The following is a 13292-nucleotide window of genomic DNA, read 5'->3' on the forward strand; positions in this document are numbered from 1 at the left end:
CTAGCTGGACATGCCCAAGGACTTCAGCAGGTTCTCCGCTTCGGCCTGGTCGGCCATGATGTCCATATCGTATTCGGGGGACTTGATCTCATCGAGGGAGCCGACGATCTTGCTTTCGGCGTCCTTGGCGACCGGGTACTGGGCGCCCGAAACGTCGATGTCACCTTCGGCGATGAGCTTCTGCCCGCCGTCGGCTGCGGTGAGCCATTTGATGAAGTCGGCCGAGGCTTCCTGCTGCTCGGAGGACTTCATGACGGCTGCGCCGGAGGAGAGGATCAGGTTGCCGGCGTCGGCTTCCGGGAAGTGGTGGATCTTGGAGGTCATCTTGTCGGCGCCGCCGACCTCATCGGCCTTGATCCACCAGTAGTAGTGGTTCGACAGGCCCATGGCGTGCTTACCGGCTTCGACGGTATCGCGGACGTTGCCGTTCTTCTGCTCGTTGACGCCATTCTCCTTCAGCCCCTCCAAGAACGTCTTGGTCTTGGCTTCACCGATGGTGGAGATCAGGTACTGGGTGGTGGCCACGAAGGCGCCCGAGGGGGCCCAAGCGAATTTGCCCTTGTATTCGGGCTTGTTGATGTCCATCAGCTTCTCGGGAAGCTTGGCTTCGTCGATCTTTTCCGGGTTGTAGTAGAGCACCCGGGTGCGGGCCGCGTAGGCCGCCCACTGCTTCTTCTGCGAGCTCAGGCCCGGCTGGATCTGATCCAGGGTGGCCTCGTCGATATCGGACAGCAGGTCCTTCTTGCCCAGCTGGGCCACCGGGCCCGGATCCTCGGAGAGGAAGACGTCGGCGGGGGCTGCCTTGCCTTCGGCTTCGATCTGGCCCACCGTGGCGTCGGCCTGGATGTTGAACTTCACACCGGTCTCATCGGTGTAGGCCTTTGTCAGGCCCTCGATCAGTTCGGCGTGCTGGTCGGTGTAGACGGTCAGCGTCGTGTCTTCGGCCGCGGCACCGGAGTTCGAAGCGCTCGAGGCGGCGTCGGTGCCACCTGCTGAACATCCGGTCAGGGCTGCCAGGGAAACAACTGCGGTGACGGCGAAAACCCGCCGGGAAAGAGTGGAGAACATACGAATACGTCTGGACCTAACTCGTTGGTGCTGCATGAATGGGTACGGACCGCGCTGGCGCACGGGAAAATTCGGCGTCGACGACGCTCAGCTGATGGGGTTCAGGGGGCCTGGTGGGCCTAGTAGGTGCATACCGCCCGGTCCACCGAAAGCGTCACGGACTGCCCGACATCGAAGGCCTGGTCCCCCATCACTCGGACGGGAACCCGCTCGGGCAATTGTGGGATGGCAACCTGCAGGACGCCGTCGTGCCCGTAGAAGGACTGATCGACAACGGTGCCGACGACCCCGGGAAGGCCAACGCCTTCGCCGGTGCCGCGCACGGTGATGTTTTCCGGGCGGATGAGCACGTCGCAGAGGCCCGGGCGGCCATGCCAGGAGCCGATGGCGAGCTCCCCGAACGCGCAGGAGACGGTGGAACCGCTGGTGCCGGTGGCGGCGCCGCAGGGAATATCCCCGTCGACGACGACCGCGTCGCCCAGGAAGCGGGCCAGTTCGATATCGCAGGGCCGGAAGTAGGTTTCACGCGGCTTGCCGGCCTGGACGACCTTGCCGTGGCGCATCACCACGAGGTGGTCGGCCAGGGTCATGGCCTCTGCCTGATCGTGGGTCACCAGCACCACGGTGGCGCCGATGTCACGCAGGAGGTTGCGCACTTCTTCGCGCAACGACTGGCGCAGGTAGGCGTCCAGGGCGGAGAAGGGCTCATCGAGCAGGATCACCCGCGGATTGGGCGCGATGGCCCGGGCCAGGGCGACGCGTTGCTGCTGGCCACCTGAGAGTTCATGGGGGCGGCGAGAACCGAGGTGATCGAGCCCCACCAGTTCCAGGACTTCAGCGACGCGGCGATTGCGTTCGCGGCGGGGCTGGCCGGTGAGACCGAAACCGATGTTCTGGGCGACCGAGAGGTGGGGGAAGAGTGCCCCGTCTTGGGGGACGATGCCGACGCCGCGTTCATGGGCGGAAACCAAGGAGCGTCCGTTGGCTGCCACCTCGCGGCCGTCGATGCTGATGGTGCCGGCACTGGGGTCCTCGAAGCCGGCGATGGAGCGCAGCAGGGTGGTTTTCCCGCAGCCCGAGGGGCCCAGGATGGTGGCGAATTGGCCTTCGGCCACGTCGATGTCGACCTGGTCCAGTGCCTGCGCCGGCTCTTGTCCGGGGCGCCCGGAGAAGGTCTTGCTCAACCCACGAATCGTCAACACATCTTCAGGCTACCCGAGGAAGGTTACCCATACCTAACGAAGGTGACACTTCCTACATCACATCCATGTGCACTTATTCGTAGACCCGCTACTTCTCAGCCCTGATAAGTGATTTCTACGCGCCGGTTCGCTGCGCGCGTCGAGGGATCCTGGGGATCCTCGCGCTTGACGGGCCGCGAATCGGCATGACCCTTGACCGTCGCCTTGAGGTCTGAACGCTTCTTGGCGACGGCCTCGGCGACGGATTCGGCCCGGTCGGTGGAGAGCTTCTGGTTATCGACCTTGCCCTTCACCGAATCGGTATGACCGTCGATCTTGATCTTCGCCCCCTTCGGAACATCCTTCACCAGCTTTTCGATCCGCTGCGCCGCGGTCCCGGGCAGTGTGGAACTGTCGGGGGTGAAGAGGATGTCGGTCGAGAGGGTGATCGTCGTTTCCTTGTCCTTGGTCTCCACCTGCTCGACCTCGGAGACCGACCCCTCGAGTTTCCAGGTGTGCACTCCCCGTGTCGGATCCCAGACATGCACCGACTTCGCCAGTTGGGCCTGGGTGGGCTCGGGCAAGTCCTCGGCCTGGGTGGTGTCCGCGACGGCGATCGCCGGGGCCACCATCAGCGAGACCAGAACAACAACGGAGCCGCGCAACACGCGCTTCGAGGTCCTACTCATCGTTGGATCGGCACGTTCGTGAACTCGGGCAGGTCACCGAACAGCCTGAGATCCACCGTGTCGATCTCGTCCTCCGGCGCCGCATACATCCCCCACCAGATCACCGGCTCGCCGTTGGTGGTCTTGGTCTTCAGGTGGTCGACTGTCCATTTTTTGCTCGATTCACTAATGACCGAGTATTCCTTCAGATGGTCTCGGTCGATCAGCAAAGGCTCGAACGCGTCGTCTCCAGTCAACTTGTACATCCGCAGGGTTTCCGAGTCGCTGACAGAGGAAAAGTCGGGCGTCATCACTAACGTGAGCTTCATCGTCTCCCCTTCCACCTTGAGGGATTGAACCCCGAACGTGGTTTTGTCCTTCGTGCCGGGAAGCTGGTACTCCTGCTCAGCCAGCACCTTGGTCGTATCCATCTCAGCGACTCCGACGCCGGAGTCCTCCTCCACATTCCCGCCATCGTCGCTGGAGGCACTGGCAGTGGCTGCCGGTGAGGGAGCGTCACTCTTCGGCTCGGAATCGCCGGCACTACAGCCGGAGAGCAAGGTTGCCGCGAGGGCAACGGTCACGAACAGGGGCCAGGTGCTTTTCATCGGGTCTCCGAGCATCGAGTGATAGCGCAGATCAAGACCGCGCCCGTACAACATTGAATATACTCACCAGCTTCGTCGCCCGCTCACATCTGCGACGGCCAGCCGGCCCACCCAGGCGCTGGTAACGTGATGAGCCGACCAGCGACGGAGGATCCATGCCGCAACACACCCCGGGCCGCACCATGCATATCGGCGAATTGGCCGAGCGGACCGGCCTGTCACTGCGCACGATCCGACATTACGACGACGTGGGACTGCTCCCGGCGAGCGCCCGGACCGACGGTGGTTTCCGGGTCTTCACGGAGACCGACGTCGATCGCCTGACGCATATCAAGGCCATGAAACCGTTGGGGTTCAGTCTCGAGGAGATCACCGAGTTGCTCTCCATCGTCGAGGAGCCGTCCCCCGGAGCCCAGCGGGTCGAGCGAGCCAGACATTTCTTGGACCGCACCCGCCACGAACGCGAAAAGCTGGCCCGCTATCTGGCCCAGGCCGACGAGCTCATCACCGAACTCGAAGGCCTCGCCGGCGCATGAGCCCCGGTGGATCCCTGCGTCACCTCCGCACCGCCCAACCCTCACGTTAGGGTAGAGTTTACTGCGGCCCGTTTCACGGTTGGTCCCTCGAAACCAGCTCGAGGCACCGCCGGTGTTTTGCCCGGCCGCGCAGCGTCGCGCACCCCAGAATTCCTGCAGCCCCGCCTGCTGCACCCCCGCACTTTGCCCGCTGATGTTTGATTCGAACGGAGGCCCGCGTGGCCATCGACACCCCCAGCACGACGCTGACGCCCGAAGAGCGCCAGTCGGTCCTGCGCACCTTGAAGTCCCCGCGCCTGCTCAAGACCGAGATCCTGGCCGGGCTGGTCGTGGCCTTGGCGCTGATCCCCGAGGCCATCGCCTTCTCCATCATCGCCGGGGTCGATCCACGCGTCGGATTGTTCGCCGCTTTCACCATGGCCGTCACCATCGCCTTCGTGGGTGGTCGTCCGGCCATGATTTCCGGCGCCACCGGTGCCATCGCCCTGGTGATCGCCCCGCTGGTGGCCAGCCACGGGACCGACTACTTCATCGCCGCCGTCCTGCTGGCAGGACTCCTGCAAATCGTGTTGGCCGTCCTCGGGGTGGCGAAGCTGATGCGGTTCATCCCCCGCCAGGTGATGGTCGGCTTCGTCAACGCGCTGGCCATCCTGATCTTCTCGGCCCAGGTCCCCGAACTGCTCGGCGTTCCGTGGCTGGTCTACCCGCTGGTGGCCCTGGGCCTGCTCATCGTCTTCGGCCTGCCGAAACTGACCACCGCGGTCCCCGCCCCGCTGGTCGCCATCGTCGTGATCACCCTGATCACCGTGTTGACGTCCATGAACGTGCCCACCGTCGGTGGCAAGGGAGATCTTCCCGATTCCCTGCCGGGCCTGGTCTCCCCGAACGTCCCGCTGAGTTGGGAAACGCTACAGATCATCTTCCCGTTCTCCCTGGCGATGGCCTTCGTGGGTCTACTCGAATCGTTGATGACCGCCAAGCTCGTCGATGACGTCACCGATACCCGCTCGAGCAAGACGCGCGAGTCCTGGGGCCAGGGCGTGGCGAACATCGTCACCGGGCTCTTCGGCGGCATGGGCGGTTGCGCCATGATCGGCCAGACCATGATCAATGTGAAGGCCTCCGGCGCCCGGACGCGGATCTCCACGTTCCTGGCCGGTGCCCTGCTGCTGGTCCTGGTGGTCGCCCTGGGCGATATCGTGGCCCTGATCCCCATGGCTGCCCTGGTGGCCGTGATGATCTTCGTCTCCGTGGCGACCTTCGACTGGCATTCCATCAAACCCTCCACACTGGCCATGATGCCCAAGAGCGAAACCACCGTCATGGTCGTCACCGTGATCGGCACCGTGGCCACCAACAACCTCGCCATCGGCGTCGGCGTCGGCGTACTCACCGCCATGGTGCTCTTCGCCCGCCGGGTCGCACACTTCGTCACCGTCGATCGTGATCTCGAGGAACACGACGGCGAACAGCTCGCCACCTACCGGGTCCACGGCGAACTGTTCTTCGCTTCCTCCAACGACCTGTACACCCAGTTCGACTACGCCGGGGACCCCGAGCGCGTGGTGATCGACCTGCATGATTCCCACCTCTGGGATGCCTCGACCATCGCCGCGCTGGACTCCATCACCGAGAAATACGAGAAGTACGGCAAGGCGGTCTCCGTCCAGGGGCTGAACACCGCCAGCCTGGAAATGCGCCGGCGGATGGCGGGCAAGCTCGGCGGCTAGCCGACCTTCCTCCAAGTCCGGTGCATGAGCCGGGGGCTAGAGTCCATAGCAGGCGTGGACATGAGGTTCATGCGAACTGCTCGTCTCCGGAGGTCCCGATGCCCAGCACATCCACGGTTTTCACGAATGCCCAGGTCTTCGACGGGGTGGCCTTCCTTCCGGAGCCGGCAGACGTCGTCTTCGTGGACGGCCGCGTGGCAGCTGTCGGCCCCGGCGCCGGGGATGCGGCCCCACATGCCTCGGCCACCGTCATCGACTGCACGGGCAAGACGGTGCTGCCCGGGATGATCGACCTGCACATCCATGTCACCTCCTCGAACCCGGGTTCGTTGCACGCCGTTGCCGAGCCGTTCTCACTGCAGTTCTACGAGTCCGTGCACAACCTCGAGGCCACGTTGCGGGCGGGGATCACGTCGGCCCGCGATGCCGGTGGTGCCGACCTGGGCGCCCAGGTAGCCCAGGCTTCCGGGCTCATCCAGGGGCCCCGCCTGCGTCTGGCGATTTCGATCATGTCCCAGACCGGCGGACACGGAGATTTCTGGCTGCCTTCGGGGGTCTCGGCCCCCGCCCTCGGTCCACACCCCGGACGGCCCAGCGGGGTGGCCGACGGGGTCGAAGAAGTGCGCAAAACGGTGCGCACGATGCTGCGCGCCGGGGCCGACCAGATCAAGATCTGCTCCACCGGCGGGGTCCTCTCCCCCGCCGACGATCCCCGCCACTCACAGTTCAGCCCCGAAGAGATCCGGGTCGTCGTCGACGAAGCCGAAGCCCAGGGCAAGTACGTCATGTCCCATGCCCAGGGCACCGCTGGAATCCGCAATGCCCTCGATGCCGGCGTGCGGACCATCGAACACGGCATCTATCTCGACGACGAGACCATCCAGGTCTTCCTGGACCGGGGCGCCTACCTGGTGCCCACGCTGGCCGCCCCGGCAGCGGTCATCAGGAAGGCCGAGGCCGGAAACAGTGGCCTACCGCAAACCGTGATCGACAAGGCCTACCGGGTCCACGAAGACCACCGGGGCTCGGTCGCCCGGGCCATTGCGGCCGGAGTAAAGATCGGCATGGGCACCGATTCGGGGGTCGGTATCCATGGCGAGAACCTCGAGGAGCTGGCCCTGTTGGCCGACGCCGGGATGTCACTGCAACAGGTGTTGGCGTCGACGACCTCGGTGGCCGGGGAACTGATCACCCCGGAGCACTCGGTGGGTCGGCTGGCCGAAGGTTATCTGGCCGATGCCGTGGTGCTCAACGGGAAGCTCGAATCCACCGGGCAGTTGGCGGACCTGCACTCCATGATCGAGCGGGTTTTCCAGGACGGTGTCGAGCAGTTCGGCCCCGAATCCCGGCCCCGGAACTGATGTCACTGCGGTGCAGCGCGTGGCATGCTGATCACATGAAACGTGCCGCGCCGATCCTCCGGCACAGCCACCACCGACAGCGCCGCGGACCGGTTCCCCGAGGACGTCTCCACGGTCACCGTTCAAGGACGCGACCTAGAGAACGGTTACGGGGGCTCGACCCTGGAGGTCAGCCTCGGGAACTGAGGGGCGGGTGCGCTGGACCTTGCGTGCTGTCGCCAGTCTGGCCAGGACCAGGACGGTGGCGACGGTGACGGCCACCGAGAGGAGCAGGTCCACGATGCCGACATCATCGGCGTTGGCGTCGGCGACCCCGAAGGCGACGAAGGCGAAGATGCTGGCATTGGTGACGATATGCAGGGCGATCGCCGCCTCCAGTCCCCCGGTACGCCAGCTCAACCAGCCGGCGGCGATCGCGAAGACCGCGATGTCGAGCTGACCCAGCAGCTCGTAGTCGTGGCCGAGCACGAACAGCGGCACCGGCAGCACGATCGCGAAGGCCGGATGCCGCAACCAGCCACCAAGGGTCTGCATCAGATAGCCGCGGAAGACGTACTCCTCGGCAGCTGCCTGAAACGGGACCACCAGCAAGGCGGCAGCCAAGACGGCCAGGGTCCTGCCGCCGTCGTACATGAATTCCCCGCCCTCTTCGGTGCCGGGCAGGAACTGTGCCACCAGTTGGGCGATGACGTTGATCCCCAGCGCGGCGCCCAGACACCAGAGCAGCCAGGTCCAGCGCAGTCGCCCGGTGACCGAGGAGAGCAGACCGACGGGCCGTGTGCCCACGATCAGCGTGGCCAGCCAGAGGGCCGGAATCATCAAGGCCAAGGAGACGAGCAGGGGGATCAGGACGAAGGGGTCGTTCATGTCCGGGACTCCGGAGCCCAGCAACACTCCGTCCATGATGCGTTCGAATCCGGGGCTCAGCAGCCCGACGATGACGACAGCCAAGAAGGCGGCGATCATGAAGCCCACATAGAGGCCGACCCCGATCACCCCGACCAGCAGCGGCTTCCACCACCGGTAACCGGCCCCGTCGCGGGCCAACCGGTGATAGGCCAAGGGCGAGGCGTCGCCGGTCTCGGTAGTCTGCGATGGCTGAGGTGTGTTGGTGCTCGTCATGAACCCATCCTTTCCCATACCCCGCCGTCACCGCATCGACCGTCGGAACGAAAAATATCGGGCCTAAAGGATGAGTGCCAAACCGACCGTGGGGAGGATGTCTGCGCAGTACCGGCTGGATAGGGTTGAGCCTATGACCACCGCCGAACTTTCTGTCCCACCACGGTCCCGCCTCCGCCGGGCCTGGAGCGGTACCTGGCGTCTGGTGGTCGCCGTGCTGCTCGGGATCGTCGCCTTCGCCGTCGTCTATGCCCCGGTCTTCGAACTGGACCCCTCAGGGCCTGCCGGGGAAACCTTCGGTGTGCTGATCTTTGTGGACCTGGTCTTGGGGCTCCTCTGCTTCCTCCTGTATCCCTTCAGGCATCGGGCACCGCGCACCCTCACCATCCTGCTCGTGGTTTTCGCCTCGTTCTCCACCCTGGGCTCGGCCGCCGCGATGCTGGCTCTCGTCTCCTTGGCCACCCGGCGCCGCTGGGCGGAAATCATCATCGTCTCGGTGCTGTTCATGGGCGCCTCGTTTCTCGTGGAAACCAGCATGCCCCTGCTGCCCGGGGAGGAACCCCTGGAGCCCTGGTGGCTTGTCGTCCTTTTCGTCGTCATCTTCACCGCCGTCCTGGTCCTGACCGGGATGTATATCGGTGGGCGCCGACAGTTACGGGCCGCTCTGGAGGCTGAGTTGGCCAGCAACCGGCGCAGCCAAGACGCCCAGTTGGAGCAGGCCCGCGCCAACGAACGCACCCGCATTGCTCGGGAAATGCACGACGTACTGGCCCACCGGCTCTCCCTGGTGGCCCTGCATGCCGGCGCTCTGGAATACCGTACGGACCTGCCGGCCGAACAAGTCAGCGAGGCCGCCGGGGTGATTCGCGCCAACGCCCATCTGGCCGTCAGCGAACTCCGCGAGGTCCTGGGTGTCCTGCGTGATCCGGCGACCGTCTCAAACGAACCAAACTCCACGACTCCCCCGCCCACGCTCGGACGCCTCGAGGCCCTGCTGGCCGAAAGCCGGGAGGCCGGAACCCCCACCGTCCTGGAGGGGAACCCGCCCGGAGCCACCGAACTGGAGGCACTGGATGAAACGAGCAGCCGGACCGTGTTCCGGGTCCTGCAGGAGGGGCTGACCAATGCCCGCAAGCACGCCCCAGCGCAGACCGTCTACGTGCGGTTGGCCGGTAACCCGGGTGGACGGCTCACGGTGTCGCTGCGCAATGGCCTCACCGACAGGACCCGTGCGCTAGTGCCAGACGTCAAAGCCACTGGCCCCAACGCTGCCCCGGCCTCGGGCATGGGACTGACCGGACTCTCGGAACGCGTCAGATTGGCCGGTGGATCGCTGAGCGCAGCGGACGACGGCGAGGGTCACTTCGTCGTGGAGGCTTGGGTCCCATGGAACCGGTAGATCAGGGCATCCGTGTGGTGCTGGTCGATGACGAGAACCTGGTGCGGGCCGGGCTACGGCTCATCCTGAACGGGGATCCGTTGATCGAGATCGTCGGCGAAGCCGGCGATGGTGTTGCGGCATTGGACGTGATCCGCGATGCCCGGCCCGACGTCATCCTCATGGATGTGCGCATGCCGACCATGGACGGGCTGGCGGCGACCCGGGAACTGCTCGCCCGGGACCCCGAGCTGAAGATCCTGGTGTTGACGACCTTCGACACCGACGACCTGGTGTTGCAGGCTCTGGAGCTGGGGGCGAGTGGCTTCCTCCTCAAGGACACCCCGCCGGCCCGCCTGGTCGAAGCGGTGCATCACGTTGCCGGCGGCGGGTCCATGCTCTCCCCCGCGGCCATCGGACATCTGGTCACCGCGGCCACCGCCCACCGGGGCCAGGCACAAGCCGATACCGAGGCCACCCGCAAGATGGCCCTGCTCACCGAGCGTGAACGAGGCATCGCGACGGCTGTGGCCCGGGGGCTCTCCAATGCCGAGATCGCCGAGCAACTCCACATCAGCATCACCACGGTGAAAACCCATGTGGGGCGGGTGCTGGATAAGCTCGGCGCCGAGAACCGGGTGCAGATCGCCCTGCTGGTTCACGACGCCGGCCGGGGCCTCAGCTCCTAGCTTCGCCCGCAGTGACGGTGCGGGCTACCGCTCAGCCGGAACACACACCGGTGGATGCCAGTTCCAGTTCCACCGCATCTGCGGCGCACCGGTCCCCGGATAGCGCGGCGGCCACGGAGCGGACCTGTTCGTAGCCGGTGGCCAGCAGGAACGTCGGTGCCCGGCCGTAGCTCTTGGCCCCGACCAGGTAGAACCCGGATTCGGGGTGGGCCAGCACGGACTCCCCGTGGGCCGGGACGGTGCCACAGCTGTGGAATTCGGGATCAATCAGCGAACCCAGTGCCCGGGGTGCCTCGACCGCTGGATCCAGGTCCAGGCGCAGTTCGGCCAGCGGCCGCAGATCGGGCCGGAAGCCGGTGGCCGGAACCAGCGCGTCGACGATGAGTTCCCGTTCGTCGGCTGTCAGGACGCTCAACCGTTCCCCGGAAACCAGCCGGGTGATCGAGAAGTTCTCTTCGATGGTGACGTCGCCGGATTCGACCAGTCGGCGCAGGCTGGCCCCGAGTTGTCCGCGGGCCGGGAGCTGGTCTGCGGCTCCGCCGCCGTAGAGCCTGACCGGGTCGGCGGTGCCGCGCAGTCCCCACAGGATGCGGGTTTCGGGGTGGCGTTGGCGCAGCCGGCCCAGGCTGATCAGGGTGTTTGCTGCCGAATGTCCGGCACCGAGGACCATGACGGTTTTGCCCGCCAGCCGGTCTTGGTCCTCGCCGAGTGGGTCAGGTAGTGGGGAGGTGATGAACCCGCACCTGCGGGCTTCGGCCTCGCCGAGGGCTTCGAGCCCCGAACGTCCCACGGGGTTCGGGGTCCCCCAGGTTCCTGAGGCGTCCAGGACGGCCCGGCCCAGGATCTCGGTCTCCCCGCCGGGTGTGGCGACCCGGATCAGGAACGCGGTGGCTTCGCGGCCTGCGGTCCGGGTGCGGTCGAGACCTTTTCCGTCGTCGTGGACGCGGGAGACGTGGGTGACGCGGTGGTTATACCGGATGCGGGGCGCCAGTTCGGGGTGTTCGGCCAGTGGCACCAGGTACTCGGAGACGAGTTCGGCACCGGTGGGCAGGTGGGCTGCGCGAGGTGTCTGCCAGTCGGCGGCGTAGCCGGGGGCCGGGGTTTCCAGGAGCCGGCGGGCTGCCGGGTCAATATTGTAGCGCCAGGTGGAGAACAGTTTGATATGCCCCCAGTTGCTGATGGCCGCTCCCGGGGTGGCACCGGCTTCGAGCACCAGCACCTCCTGGTCTCGTTCGCGCAGCTGGGCGGCGGCGGCCAGGCCGATGGGTCCTGCACCGATGATGATCACCGGCAGGGTGTTTTCACGATCCATGCTGTGTTCCTCCTGCTTGCTGTTGCGTTCTTTCCAACGGTTCGACCCCCGGCAGCAGCTCGGCGATCAACGTCTGGACCCGGGAGTGGATGTCATCGCGGATGGGCCGCACGGCGTCCACTCCTTGTCCTGCAGGGTCGGCGAGCTGCCAATCCTCGTAGCGTTTGCCGGGGAAGATGGGGCAGGCGTCGCCGCAGCCCATCGTGATGACGACGTCGGATTCCTGAACTGTCTCAGTCGTCAGGACCTTGGGCTGTTGGGTGGAGATGTCGATGCCGATTTCGGCCATCGCCCTCACCGCTGCCGGGTTGACGCTCTCGGCGGGTTGGGAGCCTGCCGAACGGACCTCGATGCGGCCTGCGGCCAGCTGCTGCAGGAAGCCGGCGGCCATCTGGGAGCGTCCGGCGTTGTGGACGCAGACGAACAGGACGGAGGGGATGTGAGTCTGGCTCATGCGCTGACCTTTCGTGGGGTACCGGTGGTGAAGAATTTGCGGGACCACAAGGCCACATAGACCAGCCCCACCAGAACCGGCACCTCGATCAGGGGCCCGACGACTCCTGCCAGTGCTTGACCGCTGGTGACCCCGAAGGTGGCGATGGCGACCGCGATGGCCAGTTCGAAATTGTTTCCCGACGCGGTGAAGGCCAGCGTGGTGGTGCGTTCATACCCCATGCCCAGACCACGCCCGATGAGCATCCCGGCGCCGAAGACGACGGTGAAGTAGATGAACAGCGGTATCGCGATGCGGACGACGTCCAGGGGTTGGCCGATGATCGTATCCCCCTGGAGGGCGAAGAGCACGACGATGGTGAACAACAGGCCGTAGAGGGCGAAGGGACCGATCTTCGGCAGGAAGGTGCCCTCATACCAGTCGCGGCCCTTGGCTCGTTCACCGAAGGTCCGGGTCAGGAATCCTGCCACCAGCGGGATGCCCAGGAACACCAGGACGGAGAGGGTGATCGTCCAGACGGAGAAGCCCGCGCTGGTGGTCGGCAGGCCGAGCCAGCCGGGTAGGACCTGGAGGTAGAACCAGCCCAGGGCGCCGAAGGCGACAACCTGGAACACCGAGTTGATGGCCACCAGGACGGCGGCGGCTTCACCGTCTCCGCAGGCCAGGTCGTTCCAGATCAGGACCATGGCAATGCAGCGGGCCAATCCCACAATGATCAGCCCGGTGCGGTATTCGGGCAGATCGGGCAGGAAGATCCAGGCCAGGGCGAACATGAAGGCCGGGGCCAACAGCCAGTTCATGACCAGGGAGGTGACCATCAACTTCCTGTCGCCGATGACCCTCCCGGTTTCGTTATAGCGGACCTTGGCCAGGACCGGATACATCATCACCAACAGTCCGATGGCGATGGGCAGGGAGACCCCGGCGACCTGCAGGGAATCCAGCGCTTCCCCCAATCCGGGGATCACCCGTCCCAGTCCGAGCCCGACGGCCATGGCCGCGAGGATCCAGACGGCGAGGTACCGGTCCAGGGTGGAGAGCTTCTTCGTGACGTGTCCGGTGTCGGCGGGCACGGCGGTGCTGTTCATGGTGTGGGGCTCCCAGGGTATATATCGACGAACATCGATGTGTCGAGTATGGTGGTCGATATCGACAGATGTCAATCTCCCGATCGGGAGCGCCAGA

The 13292-nt window shown here is 65.6% G+C and carries 13 protein-coding genes; 5 read left to right on the forward strand and 8 right to left on the reverse strand.

Going from position 1 to position 13292, the window contains the following annotated elements:
- The 4 genes from FM101_RS03615 to FM101_RS03630 form a co-directional block, all read right to left on the reverse strand.
- Window positions 1-1068: an extracellular solute-binding protein gene (locus FM101_RS03615; RefSeq protein WP_086995607.1), complete on the reverse strand. Its 1068-nt coding sequence runs from the start codon at window positions 1066-1068 to the stop codon at window positions 1-3.
- 119 nt (window positions 1069-1187) lie between these two features.
- Complete coding sequence (locus FM101_RS03620; protein ID WP_086995609.1) at window positions 1188-2270, reverse strand: ABC transporter ATP-binding protein; 1083 nt, start codon at window positions 2268-2270, stop codon at window positions 1188-1190.
- Between the two features lie 95 nt (window positions 2271-2365).
- On the reverse strand, window positions 2366-2938 hold the full coding sequence (locus tag FM101_RS03625; protein ID WP_086995612.1) for an OmpA family protein: 573 nt from the start codon (window positions 2936-2938) through the stop codon (window positions 2366-2368).
- Window positions 2935-3579: a hypothetical protein gene (locus FM101_RS03630; RefSeq protein WP_086995615.1), complete on the reverse strand. Its 645-nt coding sequence runs from the start codon at window positions 3577-3579 to the stop codon at window positions 2935-2937. Before FM101_RS03630 ends, FM101_RS03625 begins: the two co-directional genes overlap by 4 nt.
- Window positions 3580-3680: 101 nt before the next feature.
- Here FM101_RS03630 and FM101_RS03635 point away from each other — a divergent pair, with 101 nt between their 5' ends.
- From FM101_RS03635 to FM101_RS03645, 3 genes are all read left to right on the forward strand, one after another.
- A complete protein-coding gene (locus FM101_RS03635; RefSeq protein ID WP_086995617.1) occupies window positions 3681-4061 on the forward strand; it encodes a MerR family transcriptional regulator in 381 nt (126 codons plus the stop codon).
- A gap of 218 nt (window positions 4062-4279) precedes the next feature.
- Window positions 4280-5791, forward strand: a complete 1512-nt coding sequence (locus FM101_RS03640) for a SulP family inorganic anion transporter (RefSeq protein WP_086995620.1) — start codon at window positions 4280-4282, stop codon at window positions 5789-5791.
- A 98-nt stretch (window positions 5792-5889) separates the two neighbouring features.
- On the forward strand, window positions 5890-7152 hold the full coding sequence (locus FM101_RS03645) for a metal-dependent hydrolase family protein (protein WP_086995624.1): 1263 nt from the start codon (window positions 5890-5892) through the stop codon (window positions 7150-7152).
- A 135-nt stretch (window positions 7153-7287) separates the two neighbouring features.
- Here the strand turns inward: FM101_RS03645 and FM101_RS03650 are convergent, their stop codons facing one another.
- Window positions 7288-8274, reverse strand: a complete 987-nt coding sequence (locus tag FM101_RS03650; RefSeq protein WP_179204216.1) for a CPBP family intramembrane glutamic endopeptidase — start codon at window positions 8272-8274, stop codon at window positions 7288-7290.
- 133 nt (window positions 8275-8407) lie between these two features.
- On the opposite strand from FM101_RS03650, the gene FM101_RS03655 reads away from it, so the two are divergent.
- Window positions 8408-9673 carry a sensor histidine kinase gene (locus tag FM101_RS03655; protein WP_086995630.1) on the forward strand — a complete coding sequence of 422 codons (1266 nt, stop codon included), beginning with the start codon at window positions 8408-8410 and terminating at the stop codon, window positions 9671-9673.
- Entirely contained in the window at window positions 9661-10341 is a 681-nt protein-coding gene (locus FM101_RS03660; RefSeq protein ID WP_086995633.1) for a response regulator transcription factor, read from the forward strand. Before FM101_RS03655 ends, FM101_RS03660 begins: the two co-directional genes overlap by 13 nt.
- Before the next feature lie 31 nt (window positions 10342-10372).
- Here the strand turns inward: FM101_RS03660 and FM101_RS03665 are convergent, their stop codons facing one another.
- Genes FM101_RS03665 through arsB form a run of 3 tightly spaced genes read right to left on the reverse strand, consistent with a single transcriptional unit; the run spans window position 10373 to window position 13195 of the window.
- Entirely contained in the window at window positions 10373-11653 is a 1281-nt protein-coding gene (locus tag FM101_RS03665) for an FAD-dependent oxidoreductase (RefSeq protein ID WP_086995635.1), read from the reverse strand.
- A complete protein-coding gene (locus FM101_RS03670) occupies window positions 11643-12107 on the reverse strand; it encodes an arsenate reductase ArsC (RefSeq protein WP_086995638.1) in 465 nt (154 codons plus the stop codon). Before FM101_RS03670 ends, FM101_RS03665 begins: the two co-directional genes overlap by 11 nt.
- A complete protein-coding gene (arsB, locus tag FM101_RS03675; protein WP_086995640.1) occupies window positions 12104-13195 on the reverse strand; it encodes an ACR3 family arsenite efflux transporter in 1092 nt (363 codons plus the stop codon). The genes FM101_RS03670 and arsB overlap by 4 nt, the downstream gene beginning before the upstream one ends.
- Window positions 13196-13292 lie beyond the last annotated feature (97 nt).

The sequence above is a fragment of the Arthrobacter rhombi genome (assembly GCF_900163545.1).
In the GTDB taxonomy this organism is placed as follows: domain Bacteria; phylum Actinomycetota; class Actinomycetes; order Actinomycetales; family Micrococcaceae; genus Arthrobacter_H; species Arthrobacter_H rhombi_A.

Coding starts and splice junctions, on each gene's coding strand:
- FM101_RS03615 (WP_086995607.1), bottom strand. CDS start 1,068: ATGTTCTCCACTCTTTCCCGGCGGGTTTTCGCCGTCACCGCAGTTGTT.
- FM101_RS03625 (WP_086995612.1), bottom strand. CDS start 2,938: ATGAGTAGGACCTCGAAGCGCGTGTTGCGCGGCTCCGTTGTTGTTCTG.
- FM101_RS03630 (WP_086995615.1), bottom strand. CDS start 3,579: ATGTTGTACGGGCGCGGTCTTGATCTGCGCTATCACTCGATGCTCGGA.
- FM101_RS03635 (WP_086995617.1), top strand. CDS start 3,681: ATGCCGCAACACACCCCGGGCCGCACCATGCATATCGGCGAATTGGCC.
- FM101_RS03645 (WP_086995624.1), top strand. CDS start 5,890: ATGCCCAGCACATCCACGGTTTTCACGAATGCCCAGGTCTTCGACGGG.
- FM101_RS03650 (WP_179204216.1), bottom strand. CDS start 8,274: ATGACGAGCACCAACACACCTCAGCCATCGCAGACTACCGAGACCGGC.
- FM101_RS03655 (WP_086995630.1), top strand. CDS start 8,408: ATGACCACCGCCGAACTTTCTGTCCCACCACGGTCCCGCCTCCGCCGG.
- FM101_RS03660 (WP_086995633.1), top strand. CDS start 9,661: ATGGAACCGGTAGATCAGGGCATCCGTGTGGTGCTGGTCGATGACGAG.
- FM101_RS03665 (WP_086995635.1), bottom strand. CDS start 11,653: ATGGATCGTGAAAACACCCTGCCGGTGATCATCATCGGTGCAGGACCC.
- FM101_RS03670 (WP_086995638.1), bottom strand. CDS start 12,107: ATGAGCCAGACTCACATCCCCTCCGTCCTGTTCGTCTGCGTCCACAAC.
- arsB (WP_086995640.1), bottom strand. CDS start 13,195: ATGAACAGCACCGCCGTGCCCGCCGACACCGGACACGTCACGAAGAAG.